This is a genomic window from Haliscomenobacter sp., assembly GCF_965225875.1.
Taxonomy (GTDB): domain Bacteria; phylum Bacteroidota; class Bacteroidia; order Chitinophagales; family Saprospiraceae; genus Haliscomenobacter.
This window is the reverse complement of the sequence record NZ_CBDDBS010000002.1, coordinates 4,500,250-4,516,634: the sequence shown is the minus strand read 5'-3', so window position 1 is coordinate 4,516,634 and position 16,385 is coordinate 4,500,250. Positions and strand designations below refer to the sequence as shown.

17 protein-coding genes and 1 pseudogene are annotated in these 16,385 nt (G+C 41.7%); 16 read left to right on the top strand and 2 right to left on the bottom strand.

Going from position 1 to position 16,385, the window contains the following annotated elements:
* Positions 1–164: 164 nt before the first annotated feature.
* The 8 genes from ACO08K_RS20415 to ACO08K_RS20380 all read left to right on the top strand — a co-directional run bounded on the left by ACO08K_RS20415 (position 165) and on the right by ACO08K_RS20380 (position 5,426).
* Entirely contained in the window at positions 165–701 is a 537-nt protein-coding gene (locus ACO08K_RS20415; RefSeq protein WP_421798266.1) for a hypothetical protein, read from the top strand.
* A gap of 1 nt (position 702) precedes the next feature.
* Positions 703–930 carry a hypothetical protein gene (locus ACO08K_RS20410; protein ID WP_421798265.1) on the top strand — a complete coding sequence of 76 codons (228 nt, stop codon included), beginning with the start codon at positions 703–705 and terminating at the stop codon, positions 928–930.
* A 16-nt stretch (positions 931–946) separates the two neighbouring features.
* The gene (locus ACO08K_RS20405; protein WP_421798329.1) at positions 947–1,273 is read left to right on the top strand and encodes a LytR/AlgR family response regulator transcription factor; all 327 of its coding nucleotides are present in this window, start codon (positions 947–949) and stop codon (positions 1,271–1,273) included.
* 126 nt (positions 1,274–1,399) lie between these two features.
* Positions 1,400–1,774, top strand: coding sequence for a DUF2255 family protein (locus ACO08K_RS20400; protein WP_421798264.1), 375 nt, complete (start codon positions 1,400–1,402; stop codon positions 1,772–1,774).
* Between the two features lie 32 nt (positions 1,775–1,806).
* Complete coding sequence (locus ACO08K_RS20395) at positions 1,807–2,718, top strand: metallophosphoesterase (protein WP_421798263.1); 912 nt, start codon at positions 1,807–1,809, stop codon at positions 2,716–2,718.
* A gap of 279 nt (positions 2,719–2,997) precedes the next feature.
* Positions 2,998–4,080: a ligand-binding sensor domain-containing protein gene (locus ACO08K_RS20390; protein WP_421798261.1), complete on the top strand. Its 1,083-nt coding sequence runs from the start codon at positions 2,998–3,000 to the stop codon at positions 4,078–4,080.
* A gap of 56 nt (positions 4,081–4,136) precedes the next feature.
* On the top strand, positions 4,137–4,715 hold the full coding sequence (locus ACO08K_RS20385; protein ID WP_421798260.1) for a Crp/Fnr family transcriptional regulator: 579 nt from the start codon (positions 4,137–4,139) through the stop codon (positions 4,713–4,715).
* 84 nt (positions 4,716–4,799) lie between these two features.
* The gene (locus ACO08K_RS20380) at positions 4,800–5,426 is read left to right on the top strand and encodes a hypothetical protein (protein ID WP_421798259.1); all 627 of its coding nucleotides are present in this window, start codon (positions 4,800–4,802) and stop codon (positions 5,424–5,426) included.
* On the opposite strand, the gene ACO08K_RS20375 is transcribed toward ACO08K_RS20380, so the two are convergent.
* Positions 5,423–6,313 carry a winged helix-turn-helix domain-containing protein gene (locus ACO08K_RS20375; RefSeq protein ID WP_421798328.1) on the bottom strand — a complete coding sequence of 297 codons (891 nt, stop codon included), beginning with the start codon at positions 6,311–6,313 and terminating at the stop codon, positions 5,423–5,425. The two genes, ACO08K_RS20380 and ACO08K_RS20375, sit on opposite strands and share 4 nt — an antisense overlap.
* Before the next feature lie 109 nt (positions 6,314–6,422).
* On the opposite strand from ACO08K_RS20375, the gene ACO08K_RS20370 reads away from it, so the two are divergent.
* The 3 genes from ACO08K_RS20370 (at position 6,423) to ACO08K_RS20360 (ending at position 9,978) form a co-directional block, all read left to right on the top strand.
* Positions 6,423–8,198: a serine hydrolase gene (locus ACO08K_RS20370; protein ID WP_421798258.1), complete on the top strand. Its 1,776-nt coding sequence runs from the start codon at positions 6,423–6,425 to the stop codon at positions 8,196–8,198.
* A complete protein-coding gene (locus ACO08K_RS20365; RefSeq protein WP_421798257.1) occupies positions 8,122–9,309 on the top strand; it encodes a ligand-binding sensor domain-containing protein in 1,188 nt (395 codons plus the stop codon). The genes ACO08K_RS20370 and ACO08K_RS20365 overlap by 77 nt, the downstream gene beginning before the upstream one ends.
* Before the next feature lie 204 nt (positions 9,310–9,513).
* Positions 9,514–9,978: a helix-hairpin-helix domain-containing protein gene (locus ACO08K_RS20360; protein WP_421798256.1), complete on the top strand. Its 465-nt coding sequence runs from the start codon at positions 9,514–9,516 to the stop codon at positions 9,976–9,978.
* Positions 9,979–10,102: 124 nt separating this feature from the next.
* Here ACO08K_RS20360 and ACO08K_RS20355 read toward each other — a convergent pair whose 3' ends face one another.
* Positions 10,103–10,483 (bottom strand): winged helix-turn-helix transcriptional regulator, encoded by a 381-nt coding sequence (locus tag ACO08K_RS20355; protein ID WP_421798255.1) that lies wholly within the window; start codon positions 10,481–10,483, stop codon positions 10,103–10,105.
* Positions 10,484–10,567: 84 nt separating this feature from the next.
* Between ACO08K_RS20355 and ACO08K_RS20350 the strand changes: the two are divergent.
* The 5 genes and pseudogenes from ACO08K_RS20350 to ACO08K_RS20330 all read left to right on the top strand — a co-directional run.
* A pseudogene (locus ACO08K_RS20350) lies at positions 10,568–10,681 on the top strand (SDR family NAD(P)-dependent oxidoreductase); the annotation flags it as partial.
* 37 nt (positions 10,682–10,718) lie between these two features.
* Positions 10,719–11,138, top strand: coding sequence for an organic hydroperoxide resistance protein (locus ACO08K_RS20345; protein ID WP_421798327.1), 420 nt, complete (start codon positions 10,719–10,721; stop codon positions 11,136–11,138).
* 212 nt (positions 11,139–11,350) lie between these two features.
* Complete coding sequence (locus ACO08K_RS20340) at positions 11,351–11,716, top strand: VOC family protein (RefSeq protein ID WP_421798254.1); 366 nt, start codon at positions 11,351–11,353, stop codon at positions 11,714–11,716.
* 719 nt (positions 11,717–12,435) lie between these two features.
* Positions 12,436–13,341 carry a homocysteine S-methyltransferase gene (mmuM, locus tag ACO08K_RS20335; protein WP_421798253.1) on the top strand — a complete coding sequence of 302 codons (906 nt, stop codon included), beginning with the start codon at positions 12,436–12,438 and terminating at the stop codon, positions 13,339–13,341.
* A gap of 233 nt (positions 13,342–13,574) precedes the next feature.
* On the top strand, positions 13,575–16,382 hold the full coding sequence (locus tag ACO08K_RS20330) for a glycosyl hydrolase (RefSeq protein WP_421798252.1): 2,808 nt from the start codon (positions 13,575–13,577) through the stop codon (positions 16,380–16,382).
* Positions 16,383–16,385: the final 3 nt, after the last annotated feature.

The window sequence follows — 16,385 nt, the reverse complement described above, 5'->3', positions numbered from 1 at the left end:
GCAATATGCCTGGATTGTTGAGCATAAAGTACCGTCAACATCTTGGCTTTGTGTTCTTTGTGCTTAAATAGGCGTTCCTGGTTTATCTTCACCAAACAGACGCGAAAAGTGCACATATTTCTGTGTTGTCTGCAAGCGTAAAACGACCACTAACATACTGACAAATGAAGCTCGACTTAATTTTTTTTGACGAGAAAATGTTGGTTTCAAAAGAAACCAGAGATTGGAGAGTTTGGCAGGAGAAATTACATTTTTATAAAGCAAGTTTGACATTTGGCGATAAAGTCGATTTTTTTGAATACATCAAACTCGACTACAATCTAACGGACAAGGACATAAAAATAATAGATGAGACGCTGCTTGATAAATCAAACAAATATTTTTTTATAGACTTTGTCAGCGACAAAGAAAATAAGGTTAAAGTAACAAAAAGTAGCCTCGACTTTTTAGGAAACAAAGGAGAGTTGGTTTATTGGGAAGATTGGTATTGGGTATTAACTAAACACAAAGACGAGTTTTATTTATGGGTTTATTTGGGGGGAATCGCTGAAATAGTGAGAGAAATACGACTAAGCGAAAATCAAAAAAATGATTTTTTAATTTTCGGCAAGCCTTTCATTGAAAAACTTGCCGAACAATTGCAGGCATTTAATTCGACACTTTACGCTGAGGCGATCACTGAAAATCGAAAAGTGGTGTGAATTGACAACCGCCAGCAGCACCCCGCTTGTGCAGGTGTATCGCCTGAATAATTCTCCAGACTTGTTCCGATTATCCCCACGCCTCCAGACCATGCTCCAGTCTTGCTTCCTGGCCGTTAAAGAGGGAGAAGACTTCAACCAGCAGAAAAAATCCTCGCTCCGCTTCATTCTTTTTCAGAACTTCGCAAAGCCGCAGCACCTTGGCTGTAATTTTAGCGAACCACCCTAAATTTTAAAGCGTGGAAATGGAACAAAGAGGATTTGCCTTTATAAAGTCCGACAAGAAATTCATTAAATTGTTTTTTGACAACATAACCATAATCAAAGGATCAGGAAACTACGTAGAAATTTACACTACTTTTAATAAAAGGTTTATTTACTACAAATCAATGAAAGACCTTATAAAAAGTTTGCCCAACGAATTCATGCGGGTTCACAACTCTTACATTGTTAACTTAATCAATGTAGAATATTATGAAGACAATCAAATAAGTATAAATGATTTAAAAATTACAGTTGCCAAAACTTACCGAGATTGCCTTATTAGAGCGCTCAATAAACGAATGCTTTAGCGCTTGTCTAAATCAATACACATCACAATATTGACGATTGGAATAAATCCTACAGCAAAGTAAATAATAACATTTTAAGGCTCTTTCTTTCACCGTAGGTTTGCATAAACTTAAAAAGCAAACAAAATGAACAAGGAAATTGCCATAGCATTCATAAATGACAATAACCGAATTGGAATTAAAGCAGGTTTTGACAGACCCAGCTTTTTAGACATTTGGATGGTTGTTGTTGAAAATAGAATCTTTGCCCGTTCCTGGGGCTTTGCAGAAAAAAGCTGGTACAACACTTTTTTGCAAAATCCAAAAGGGCAAATCAAGTGTGGAGATGATATTTTTCCAATCAAAGCTTTTGTTCCAGTAGACAATGACTTAATGACTGAAAAAATAAACTCAGCTTATCTAACAAAATACAATAGTGTACACAATATTCCATATGCTGAAGGAATTGTAAGAAAGGAACATGCTGACAAAACGATGGAATTTATCATTGATGGAGAATAAAACCTACAGCCAAAAAGACAAACAACTAGAATATGATTGACCTAATTGGTGACATTCATGGACATGCAGACAAACTCGAAGAATTACTTCTGAAATTGGGTTATGCAAAAATCAACGGAGCATACGCTCATCCCGACAGAAAAGTATTGTTTGTTGGCGACTACATTGACAGGGGGCCTAAAATTAGAGAAACGCTTCAAATAGTTAGGGCAATGGTTGACAATGAAAATGCCATTGCTTTAATGGGCAATCACGAATACAACGCATTGTGCTTTCATTTCCAAGAAAGCGAAGGCGGACACCTTAGAAAACATTTAATTAAGAACATCATTCAACACTATGAAACACTTAAACAATTTCAAAACCGACAGAATGAATATGAAGAATATTTAGAATGGTTTAAGGAATTGCCACTGTACTACGAAACCACCAAATTCAAAGCCGTTCACGCCTGTTGGGACAATAACATCATCGAATATTTAAGGAAAACATTAGTCAATGACCGGTTGACTGACGAACTTATTTATCAATCAGTAAAAAAAGGAACAAAATTGAATGAAGCCATAGACCAAACTTTGAAAGGAAAAGAAATGAAAATGCCGGAAGGACTTTTCTTTACCGACAAGGACGGAACAAGGAGAACTGAAATAAGAATAAAATGGTGGGAAGACCCATCTACGATGACTTACAACTCAATAAGTGTTGAACCGATTGACAATTTGCCTGAACAACCGATTGAATTGTCCGAATTAAAATCACTTGACTTTTATCGAGACAATGACAAAAAAGTATTTTTCGGACATTATTGGCTTAAAGGAGAACCATCACTATACAAGAAAAATATTTGTTGTTTAGACTATAGCATTGCAAAAGGGGGTAAACTCGTTGCATACCGACTGAACGGAGAAACCTTTTTAGACAATAAAAACCTAACCTATGTCTGATGAAATTACTTCCCCCGCTGGCGCAAGTGTATCGCTTGAACAATTCTCCAGCCTTGCTTCTTGGCCGTTAAACAGAGAGACTTGGACTAAAGGAGGTGAGTAAAATCCTTAAATATTGCCGTTAATTTTGGATGAGCAGCCTGGCTTTATTCACCAACAAATAGACTTGAATAGGAAGTTTGACAAAGCAATTCCTGTTGGACTTTAACTAAGACAACAGTTTTTCGGCATCGACAATCAAACTTACTTTTTTCCACAAACTTGCTCAATAATTAAAAAATGAAAAAACTCGTAAAATTATATGCTTTATTCTTAATGTTAATCTTTTGCACTTTCTGCAAAGGGCAAACGAATCCCATCCTACCAACAGACCCCAGCAAGTCCAAAGGCTTCATCAGCCCCTACGGACCTACATCATCGGTTCGCACCATCATCCAAGATAAGCAAGGCAACATTTGGCTTGCTTCAAACGAGGGCATTATTCGTTACGACGGAAAAACTTTTACCAACATCACAGGCAACTTAGGTCCAGACCGCTTCTTTTCTGTTTTACAAGATAGAAATGAAAATTTTTGGTTCGGTAATTATGGTGCTGGCGTTTATTATTACGATGGAAAATCCCTCCAGCATTTCACAACCAAGGAGGGGCTTGTTAGCAATAATATTTCCTCTATTCATGAGGATAAAGCTGGCAATATTTGGTTTGGGGCTAATGGAGGAGCAAGCCGTTACGGCCCTTCGGCTCACTTCGGCTCCGCTCAGCACAAGTCACTCAGGGCAGGAGGAAAATCGTTTCGAAATTATATAATGGAAGGAAATACGGTAATTGAAGCTAGTGCAGGAAAATCTTATCCGAATATTGCTTCCGGCTCTAATGGAGTCAACCCTATTTTTGAAGACAAAACGGGCAAATTATGGTTTGGTACAAATAGCAGCGCCTTCATTTATGATGGAAAAATATTTACCGTTGTTTCAGATAAAGAAGGAAGAGTTTTTACCAATGTATGGTCGATCATAGAAGATAAAAAAGGAAACATATGGCTAGGTGGCGATGGGCTTTGGTGTTATGACGGCAGTACATTTACAAATATCTCCGAAAACAATATCCGTTTTCTCTGCGAAGATAAAAGTGGTAACATTTGGGGAAGTGGAAGTGTTAATGGGAAATGGGCGCTTTACCGTTTTGATGAAAAGTCATTATCTGATAAAAGGCCAACGGTAATTGAAATACCAGAATCATTAAACCTTTTTGGGGTTTTTGAAGCCAATGATGGCACTATTTGGTTTGGCTCATTTGATGGCGTGTATCGTTATGATGGAAAGACCATCACGGGCTTTAAAAGTGCAACCGGGCAGAAATGATGGGTATAGCCGACATTTTTAAGCTGTAGTTATGCGACAGTAACAACAACCAACCAATGCAAGACATACTATTCGACTTTATCGCAAAATACGTTTCCCTGACCGAAGAGGAGAAGAACACAATACTTTCATTAGACCTATTTCGCTCGGTAAAGAAAGGGATGACTTTACTCAAAGAAGGACAAAAATCGAAAGAAAGCTACTTTGTACTTAAAGGTTGTATTCGGACTTATTACATCATCGACGGAGAAGAAAAAACGACTGCCTTCTACACAGAAATGGATGCTTTGACTCCCCCTTGTGTAATCAACAAAACTCCATCTGAATATTATGTAAGCTGTATAGAAGACTCTATCCTTTTGGTTTCCAATTCTGATATGGAAGTAGAAGTGAACAGTAAATTCCAAAAGTTTGAACTAATGTGTAGAATGTTGTCGGAAGAATTGTTAGCCAAACAACAAATCAATTTTGACGAGTTTAAAACTTCTTCACCTGAACAACGATACCTGAACTTGCTACAAAAAAGACCGGACCTGATTCAGCGTGTTCCACAACACCAATTAGCGAGCTATTTAGGCATCAAACCTCAATCATTAAGTAGACTACGAGCTAGGATTCTTGAAAAAAAGAGCTAAAACGCATTTCTTAACTTAAGTGAACGAGTTATTGGAGCTCACCAATACACTTTTGCAGCATCGTTTCACATCAAAAGAAAAGAAATGCAAAAGCACATTTTATTGATTGGTTTTGTTTTCATGATGGCAAGCACGCTACAAGTTAACGCACCAAAAGCACAAGATGCCAAACAAGACAGTACTTACAGAAAGTTTTTTGTTGGGAGCACATTATTGCTTTTAGGAAATTTTGATAAAACAAACAACCCTGGGTATGTGCAATTAAATGCTGGGTATAGAATAACCCCTAAAGATGTTGTTCAATTTAGATTTAAAAGGTCTATTTATGCCTGGCCATTAGGTATCCCCTTTGGACCTTCCTTTGATGCACCTGGACTAAACTATCCAGGACATGCACGCATCCTTGCTCCTCAAATAGGATACCAGAGGTTTTGGTGGAAAGGAGTTTATACCTCTATTTATGCATTGAATGCTTTTGAAAAATACCTGGATGAGAACAATAAAAAGATTGGAAATGGCTACACCTTATATCTGGACACCTATTTAGGTTACCAGTTTACGTTTTTTAAGAACCGCTTCTTTTTTGAACCAGCTATTGGAATCAGTTATTGGCCTGTAAGAACCAATGTTCCAGCATCTTTTAAAGCAGTAGAACAAAAATGGCCTAACTACTTTATTCAACCTGGGCTTGATTTTGGGTTTAAGTTTTAAGCGCCAATTTCAAGCTTATACCCTTTGCCGCGAATAACATCAATTTTGATATTCGGATCCAATTCCAGTTTTTTTCTCAATTTTGATATGAATACATCAAGGCTGCGGCCCACGATAACACCTTCATTTTCCCAGATCTCTTTTTGTAGCCGGCTTCGCTCGATCGTTTCGTTAGGAGACAAGGCGAAAATGCGTAGCACCCGGGTTTCAGTTTTGGTCAGGTCGATGGTCATTCCATTTATCATGAGCTTACGCTTCTCCGCATCAAATGACATGGATCCCAGAGTGAACAAATCAGTGTGCCGGCTGTCGGGTAAGGCCTTTCGCCGCTTGGCAGGTCTCAAAAAAACAAACCCAACAAGCCCTAAAAACAACAGCCCGCCTAGGAAATATCCATCCTTTGCTGCAATTATACCCCTTGGTTTAAATTTAATGTTGATCAGGTAACATCCGATGGGTTGCGTTCTTCCGATACAGGTTACAATATCATCTTTCTTGTTTTTTGATACCGCATATCCATAAGTTACACTGGCATTGGCACAGTTAACTACGTTAACAACATAATCATGTGCAAGCGGGTCTTTGGCTAACAAACGCTGGGTAGTATTCACCAGCAAGTCGGGTTGAAAAGTAAAAGCATTTTCAAAACTGAGCTGGTATTCATTTTCGGCCATTTTTTTTACCGGAAGCACACGTGATGTACTGTCGCCGGACTGTAATAATATCTCATGTCCGATTCGGCGGAGTAAAATTTCCCTCCTGGCGATATCAAAATCGTCGCTGCCTCCTATAATGAAAGCCACAGAGATTACAGCGATAAACATAAGTAGCAAGCATCCAAACAGGTACTTATCTTTCCCAGACAGGTGATTTCGAAGATCAAGCATCATGTCAAGACTTTATTTACAAAGGTTACATTTCTATTTACAATCCAAATTCCCTCACCGCAAGATATCAAAGTAATTTCGCTGGATCAACTTTGAACTTTGATGCGATATGAGAAAAATTAGTTTAGCAATCTTTTTGTGCCATTGCCTTATTACGGTCAGCGCACAACAGCCTTATTCTAAAACGGTAAACGAACAGATCACCCGGGTAGAAAACAGCCTATCGGGTGGCCTGGTCATCGACGGTAAAATGTATTCCCTTGCTGAAAGGATGAAGCATTACAACGTAGCGGGATTAAGTGTCGCCGTTATCGACAATTACCAAGTTGTATGGGCCAAAGGCTATGGTTACGCGGACAAAAAAGAAGGCCGGAAAGTAACTGCCAATACCCTATTTGAGCCCGGATCGATCAGCAAGTCATTGAACGCCGTTGGTATCCTAAGGCTGGCACAAGCGGGAAAGCTTGACCTCTACCAGGACATCAATCAGTACCTGGTCAACTGGAAATTCCCGTACGACACGGTATCCCATGACAAAAAAATCACCACCGCCCAGTTGCTCAGCCACACCGCAGGCTTGGGGGTTCATGGTTTCCCCGGTTACCACCGAGATAGTGCAATCGCGTCAGTTATAGATATTTTAGATGGTCGCGCTCCTTCCAATACAGAACCTGTACGCTCATATACAGAACCCGGAAAGGAAGTCCGCTATTCTGGCGGAGGCACCCTGATCACGCAGCAAATGGTCACCGACATTACGCAGCAACGCTATGAGCAATACATGTATGAGCAAGTGCTACGGCCCTTGGGAATGACCAACAGTTCTTACAATCAGCCTCCTTCCATTGCCCAAGGTAAAAATCTAGCAACAGGGTACAAAAGCAACGGCGATGAAGTACCGGGAAAGTATTTTGTCTATCCGGAAAAAGCTGCGGCCGGATTATGGACTACACCAAGCGACATCTGCAAATACCTGGTAGAAATACAGCAGGCTTACCAGGGAAAATCATCGAAGGTGCTGAACCAGGAAATGGTAAAATTGCATGTAATGCCCTATAAAGATGATGCTGCCATGGGCACCTTCCTACAAGACAGGAATGGCGAGCTATACTTCGTTCATTCGGCGAGTAACGAGGGATTCACGGGGTATTTCCTTGCCGGACTCAGCAATGGAAAAGGAGTGGCGTTGTTTGTGAATTCCGAAGATGGTTCCGTTTTACTGGAGTTGCTCAACAGCATAGCGCTGGTATACAATTGGGCTGGTTTCGAAAAACCTGAACAAATAACCACTGTACCTGTAAACGACACGATCACCTCGAAATACATCGGCGAATACATAGTAGACGGATGGTTGTCAGAAATAACCAAAGAAAAAGACGGGCTTTACTTCTGGACCGATGGCCTCAAGAGCAAAATGTATTTTACGTCGTCAAGCGATTTTCGCAACCTCGAATTAAGGGGCACCAAGACGTTTACTTTCGATAGCACCGGGACAGTAAGTGGTTATACGAATACGATTAATGGCCGGCTGCGTGCAACTGGACAAAGGATAAGCACTTTAGATGCACTGAACCCGAGACCCGGGCAATCGGGTTCACTCGGTCGTCATTTGCTCGAAACTAAAAATTACGACAAAGCGATTGGCTTTTTATCGAAGGGTTTGACCAACGAACCTTCAGACTCCTCGCTGGTAAAAAACCTGGCTCACTCCTATCTCTTTAAAGGCGATGTCACCAAAGCGATCGAGCTCTATCGACAATATTTAAAGTCGGGGCAAACTGGGAGCGAGTTAAGCAAAAGTTTGAAAGATGATTTTGATTATTTCCGCAATGCAGGGTTTGACCCTTCGGCCATCAAAAAGGCAAGCGGGATACTTTCACTATAAAATCAATAAAAAAATCATGAAATACGCACACGTATATGCTTTGTTTCTGGTGTTTGTTTTTCACACTTCCTGTGGCGGACAGAACAAACCAGGCTTCCCAAAAGAAAAGGGACATCCAAAACTTGGAAAAAACCTAGGAAATGGCAATGTCCAATGTGGCCTACAGGACAAAGCAGGTAACCTTTGGTTCGGAACCTCAGAGAATGGGCTTTATAAGTATGACGGGAAATCATTTCGTCAATTTGTAGTGGACGATGGGCTAAACAGCAATAATATTTCTTGTCTTTTGGAAGATAAGGATGGCAAAATTTGGATAGGTACTTATGCGGGGCTTTGCCTTTACGACCCTTCGATGCACATCAAGACAGGTGGTAAACCATTTACCGAAATCCAGATTCCTTTACCTAAGGACCTACCTCCCAACAAGAATCAATCCCACCGCAACTCGCATTGGGTATACAGTATGCTGCAAGCAAAAAGTGGAAAACTATGGTTCGTGACCATAGATGGTGTTTATACCTACGATGGCAAATTTTTTACGCTGTTTATCATTGATGAGGCCGCAAATTGCTTTTTAGGCAGTAACGATAAGGTGGAACGTATTTTAGAAGATAACGCCGGTAACATTTGGTTGGGTGGACGAACCAACGCTGGTGTTTTTCGTTACGATGGTAAAACCATAAGCAACTTTAAACTACCAGAACTAACGATTGTAAACGAGTCGGTTAGATTCGAAAAGGATAGAATCGTTAGTCACAATTGGGCTTGGCCTCAATTGCAAGACAAAAACGGAAATATTTGGTTCAGCAATTGGGCCGGAGCCTACCGTTATGATGGAAAAACCTTTACAAGTTTTACTAAAAGTGATGGTTTATCAGGTACCGGTTTAGTGGCTAAAATCATTGAGGATAAAAAAGGAATCATTTGGCTTGGCGGCGTTGGTGGCCTTTCCCGTTACGATGGAAAATCATTCACCAGTTTTCAAGATGGCCTAATCAATCCCTGGATTTGGGCAATTTTGGAAGATAAAACTGGAAACATTTGGGTGGGTACGAGACAAACGGGGCTCTACCTTTTCGATGGGAAAAAATTTATTAATTATTCGGACTAGAAACGATAGCCTAAAACAGCCTAACAAAATTTGCAACAACAGGCAATAGGGAACAAAAACAACAAGCTGTTAACAGTAGATTTGCAATAGGGGGCATGCTCCGCAGACAGTTTTGTGGTAATGGCATTTATCAATCAAACATTTTATGGCGCGACAGCGTTTCAATATAAAACAATAACGGTTATTTGCTGATTTTTGCCGAAGATGAAAAATAAAACCAACATAAAACTTCCACTAACGGATGTTGAAAAAGCAAACTTGAGAAAGAACAAAATCAAAATTGCTGACATTCTTGACTTCGCAATTGACGAATTGGAAGTCTTGTTAGACGCTACAACCGAACGAGCAAAAGAAATTCATGCGTTGGCAGAATTCCAAACCGTACCATCAATCGGAATTAAGTTTGCTGAAGACCTTGTGTTTTTAGGTTATTATTCACTCAACGAACTAAAACAAAAAGACGGTGCTAAACTGACAGACGAATACGAACAGAAAAAAGGTTATTGGATTGACCCTTGCGTAGAAGACCAATTTAGATTAATCGTGAATTTTGCAAACACAAATGACACAAAAAAAACGTGGTGGGACTTTACTGCAGAACGAAAAAAGTTTCGCACTGAAAACGGTTACCCAAAAAGCAGACCTCAAAAAGCGTGGTTTGAGATATAAGGATATGAACGAAAAGACAATAAAGGCAGCCGCTAACATCGTATTGACAATAGTGGGCCGAGCGTTGTAAACTCAGCATTTATAATTCTATTGGGCATTTGTGCAAATGTTGGGCTGACGTTTTTCACGCCTTTTGCTTATTTATTCTATATTCTTTTCCCCACTTTGCCATTGATAGCATTATTGGCGACAACGTAAGCCCAAACTCGGTTAATGTGTATTCCACTCTTGGCGGAATTTCAGCATAGATTTTCCTGCTAATAATCCCATCATCTTCTAATTCTCTCAACTGCTGAGTAAGCATCGATTGAGTGATTCCTTTTACACTTCGCTTCAATTCTCCAAACCTTGCAGGCGCGGTTAGATAAATGGCATTGATGAGAATGGGCTTCCACTTTCCACCCAAAACTTGCATCGTGGCAGTTACGGGACAAGATTCTTCATCAAAAACAAAACTTTTTTTGTTTTTAACTTCTTGATTATCAATTTTAGTATTGTTTTTCATACTTACACATTTTAAATGTCCTACTTGTTTTTTTTGTTTTAACTCCGAACATTTGTACTACAAGTTTAAAACAAAGTAATGAACATGTCAAGCAAAATCATTTTAATCACAGGAGCAAGTACTGGCTTTGGCAACCTCACCGCCAAACTACTTGCCAAAAATGGGCATACGGTTTATGCCACGATGAGAAACACAAAAAACATACAACTTAAAACCCTACAACACCATGACAACTATTGAAAAAATTTACACAGCATCGGCAACTGCCAGCGGAGGCAGAGAAGGACATGTAAGCTCATCTGACAATGTACTTGACCTCCAGGTGCGGATACCTAAAGAATTTGGAGGCCCGGGGGGCCCCTATACCAACCCGGAGCAACTATTTGCAGCCGGTTATGCGGCCTGTTTCGGTGGAGCCTTGAACGTGGTAATCGGAAATGCTAAAGTTAAAACTGGTACTACAAAAGTGCATTCACACGTGAGCATTGGTAAAACGCCAGAGGGCGGTTTTGGCCTTGCAGTGAGACTTGAAGTAGAGATACCAGGTGTAGAACATGCCCTGGCACAAGAGCTCGCAGAAAAGGCGCATCAGATATGCCCCTATTCTAATGCCACCCGCGGAAACATACTCGTAGAAGTGGTATTGGCGAAATAGCACATATAAACCCAGCCAGGTTGCTGAAGCCATTGTAAAGCTGGTAGCAACTCCGGCAGGAGAGGTACCGCTACGCACAGTAGTTGGCCAGATGATGGGCAGCACTATCAAGATGCTCAACGAAGCAGCGAAACAAATGGAAAATAGGCAAACTACAGGTAAAATTGTGCTAATTCCTTGACGACCAAAAAAACATATAAACTTTAATAATCATGGTAAATACGCTAAACTGGTTTGAAATCCCGGCAACAGATTTCCCTAGAGCAAAAGCATTTTATGCTACAGTGCTAGATGCTCAAATTCATGACGACCCTAATAGGCAATATGCATATTTACCGTCTGATCCAGAAAAAGGTGGGTTTGGCGGAGCAATTGCTAGCGGTGAAAACTTTGTTCCAGCAATGACTGGCACAACGGTTTACTTAGATGGCGGAAATGACCTTGCAGTTCCATTAGGCAGAGTAGAAAGTGCCGGTGGAACAGTTATTCTACCGAAAACTGCTATTGGTGACAACGGCTTTATTGCACTTTTTATCGACACAGAAGGCAACAAGGTAGGGCTCCACTCACCGGGTTAATACAGAGCACCTAACAGCAGTTTTGCGTCAGACGGGATTCAGTACTTCGTCTGACGCCTTTTGCTATATTTGAACTTCAGTTCTTCGTATCGAGTTTAGTGCTAAAAATCCCGCCCGAACGCAAAGCTGCAAAACTGTTGGTGGCAACCGCATCAACACGACACCACATCATTGCTATTCGAATTTTCAATGACACTTTTTTCATACCGACAATCCAACAAAAAGAAGAGTATTCTCCCTCAAAACAAATCATCCAGCGTCAAGATTTTTTCAATCAATCCAAGGCTATGCTTATTGTGCTCCATGCCAAAAGAGCTGAGTAGCACAATCATCAAATGCTTCCTTGCGACCGATGAGTATGTCTGGTATAGTGATGGTTTTTTGGGCGAAATGTGGGGTAAAAACAGAAGATTTCGCCCAACATTCAAAATTTATCGGGCGGAATCTAGGTAAATCTCCAAGCATTCCGCCCGATATAGACCATAGTTCAGCATACGACATTCCAATAGTTACAAAAATACACCTAATTTTTTAGCCAAAAATTTGGCAAGCTTCAATTTTATACCTTGCCAAATCGATGAAAATAACCCAGATTTGGCAGACTATAAAATTGAGACTTGCCAAATTCCACATTTTTTACCTCAATTTGGCAAAATAACCAGCAATGAACCAATCAAAACTGCTGAAAAAAGCCCGGTTTTCTTAACTTCGATTAAAAAATGACCCTCACTTACCCACTCCTCCTAGACGGCGGTCTCTCCAATGAACTGGAAAGGCAAGGCTGCGATCTCAATCAAAAATTGTGGAGTGCGAAATTGCTGGAATCCAATCCGGAAGCAATCATACTTGCGCATCTCGCTTATCTTGAAGCTGGAGCTGGATGCATCATTACTTCCAGTTATCAGGCTACCCTACCCGGGTTTATGGCGATTGGTTATGACGAAGATTCGGCCAAAGAATTGATACTTAAATCAGTTCAATTGGCAGAGGAAGCCAGAAGCCGTTTCCTGTCATTAAACCCACATGCTTCAAAACCTTTGATTGCGGCCAGCATTGGTCCTTACGGAGCCTATCTAGCCGATGGCTCTGAATATCGTGGCGATTACCTTATCTCTGATCAAGAGTTGTGGGACTTTCATCAACCACGAATCAATTTGCTCAATGATTCGACGGCAGATCTGCTTGCTTGTGAAACCATTCCTGGGTTTCACGAGGCTAAGGTGCTAGCAGAAATTTTAAAAAATGTAAAAAAGCCCGCCTGGGTATCCTTTTCCTGCAAGGATGGTCAACACATCAGTGATGGAACCCCCATTGAGCAATGTGCTGCTTATTTTGCCCATCACCCGACTGTATTTGCCATTGGGGTGAACTGTACTTCCCCGGAGTTTATTTCCCCATTAATTCAATCCATCAAAACGAAATCAGGGAATAAAAGGATAGTGGTATATCCCAATTCAGGCGCCGTCTACCATGTTGAAAGTAAAACCTGGTCGGGTCTTTCGGATCTGCCTTCCTGTGAACTCATGGTAAAAGAATGGATGGATTTGGGCGCGGATATTATTGGAGGTTGTTGTGGCATTGGCCCGGAACAAATTAAAGCAATGGGTCAATCATTGCCAAAATAGATCCTTAATGTGTAACTATTTAGCAGCCGCCTGCGGCGGAATTTTTTACCACAAAGGCACAAAGACACAAAGACATTAAGCTCTAAAATGTTGTGTCTTCGTGTCTTCGTGTCTTCGTGTCTTCGTGGTAAAAAAAATTGAATATAAAATCCACCGCAGGTGGATGGGTGCTAAATAGTTACCTTAATGTTAACTTAGAGCTTGATCCCTTAGGGGAAGCAAAAAATATACCTATGAAATACTTCATCATTTTAAGCATACTCACGATTGGCTACTCCATTTCCAGGTTGCCAGAAAATAGATCCTTCGAACCTGTAGAAATTTCGCAAAAACTATCCGATGAATTTGTAAATCCCCCCTCGTCCTATCGGCCAGGTGCTTTTTGGTGCTGGTTGAATGGCAACATGAGCACCACTTCGATTACCCGAGATTTGGAAGCCATGAAATCCAAAGGAATGAATCGGGCGGAAATCTGGGATGTGGCCGCCATCCGGAATCCTTCTTTTATTCCGGCCGGGGCAGAATTTCTGGGAGACGAATCGGTACGCCTGATAAAACATACGATAGCAGAAGGCAAAAGATTAAAAATGAGCATTGGCATTGTTGCCTCAAGCGGATGGAACGCTGGCGGATCATGGGTTACGCCCGATTGGGCATCCAAGAATCTCTATTGCTCCGCGGTGGATGTAGCGGGACCACAGGTACTGAGCCTTGACCTCCCCTTTCCAAAATTCCCGGAAGGCTGTCCAATGAAAGACCAACATACCCCGGTTTTTTACAAGGATGTTTCAGTACTTGCAGTTCCTTATGATGAAAAAAAGAAAATCAGTGACGTTGCTCAAGTAAAAAGTCTTACCCCCTTTTTTAAGAACGGAAAATTGGAATGGACTGTCCCGGAGGGGAAATGGACCATCCTTCGGTTTGTTTGTTCCAATAATGGCCAGCGCTTGATTGTCCCCTCCCCTAATTCGAATGGCCTTTTTATTGATTTTTTTGACCCCAATGCGACCATCAGGCATCTACAATATTTTATGGATCGCCTTGGGGTAACGCCCGGAAATTCTTCCGAAGCTGGACTGGGCTATTTTGAATTCGACAGCATGGAACTTGCTGAAGGCACGCCATGGACTGACTTATTTCCCTCCATTTTCCAGGAAAGACGGGGCTATGATTTGGAGCGGTATTTACCCGTACTGGCAGGATGGGACATCCGCAATTGTTCGGATCGCTTTCTTTACGATTTTAAAGAAACCGTTAGCGACCAGCTCATTTACAGCCATTATCAAACGGGCACTGCATTCCTGAAGAAATACCACGCCGAGCTGGTTTCTGAATCCGGCGGCCCCGGCCCACCCGTTTGGGAAACCTGTCCGGTTGACGCTTTAAAAGCCCTCGGTGCCGTCTCCGTTCCAAGAGGTGAATTCTGGATCCAGCACCGCAACATGTTTTTGATCAAGGAGGTATCAAGTGCCGCCCACATCTATGGAAAAAAAATTGTGGATGCCGAGTCTTTTACCACCTGGAGAAGATGGAAGGATTCGCCCTTTGCATTGAAAAAAGCAGTAGACCGGGCCTTTTGTGAAGGCCTCAACAACATCACCTTCCATACTTTTGCCAGTACCAATCCGGAAGACGGGTTCCCGGGCAGAACCTATCATGCTGGTTATGATATGAACCCGGGTACAACCTGGTGGTCCAAGTCTAAACCCTTTATGGATTACCTGTCGCGGTGCAGCTATTTGTTGCAACAAGGATTATTTGTGGCCGATGCCTGCTACTATTACGGTGACCAGACCCCAAATTTCTTCCCGTTTTTTCATGACGTTCCTGAAAAACCCCGCCTCAAAGGGCTAAGCAATGGTTATGATTTTGATGTGGTAAACAGCGATGTCATTCTCAATAGGATGTCGGTTAAGGATGGCCGATTGGTTTTGCCCGATGGCATGAGTTATTCCATCTTGATGTTACCCGATCAGGTGCAGATGACCATGGAAGTGCTGGAAAAAATAATGAAACTCGTAAAAGCAGGGGCTACTGTGGTTGGGCCGCGACCAGAAACAGTTCCTGGTTTGAAAGATTGGGAAAAGAAAAATAGTACCCTGAATCGACTCGCTGCGGAGTTATGGGGAGCCTCCGATGGCCAAAAAATTGTTGAACATACCTATGGGAAAGGCAAGATAATCTGGGGCCTTGCCGCGGATCAGGTTTTGAGTAAAAAATCCATTGAGCCCGATTTTAGTTTTACCGGAACCTCGCCAATCGATTACATCCATAGGACTACCGAAATGGGAGAAATTTATTTTTTGAGCAATGAAAGTGAAAAGACCGTAAACGCGATAGGCCAATTCAGGGTAAAAGGGAAATACCCGGAAATATGGGATCCATCAACAGGTGTCATTTCCCGGGTCGCAACTTATACCCAGGCGAAACGGACGACAAGTTTCGAAATCGAACTTCCTCCCCACGGTTCCACCTTTGTCGTTTTTAACAATACCAAACGAAGCAAATTGCCAGCCCTTAGCGACTTCAAAAAAGGGGCTGTGGAAACAAGCATTTCCGGGCCCTGGAAGGTCAATTTTCCACCCAATTGGGGTGCTCCAGCCTCGGTCGTTTTCGACCAATTGATTTCCTGGACAGCGTCCGAAAATACTGGGATAAAATACTTCTCCGGAACGGCGGTTTATCACAATTCTTTCAAGCTTGGCGCTGGAGCGGGCAAAAAAACAATCCTACTTAACCTGGGAGATCTCCAGGATGTGGCCGAGGTTTTTGTAAATGGGAAATCTGCAGGAATCTTATGGAAAAAACCCTACCTGGTAGACATCAGTCAATTGGTGCAGCCCGGTACAAATGACCTCAAAATAGAGATTGTGAATTTATGGATCAACCGACTTACGGGTGATATGCTACTGGACCCGAAAGATCGGTTCTGCAAAACGAATCAGTCTTACATGACTTCAGAAATTTGGCCCGGCGGAGATGAACCGTTCAGGATTCAGACTGCGGGCTTATTGGGGCCGGTTACTTTAATTGAAAAGTAGCAT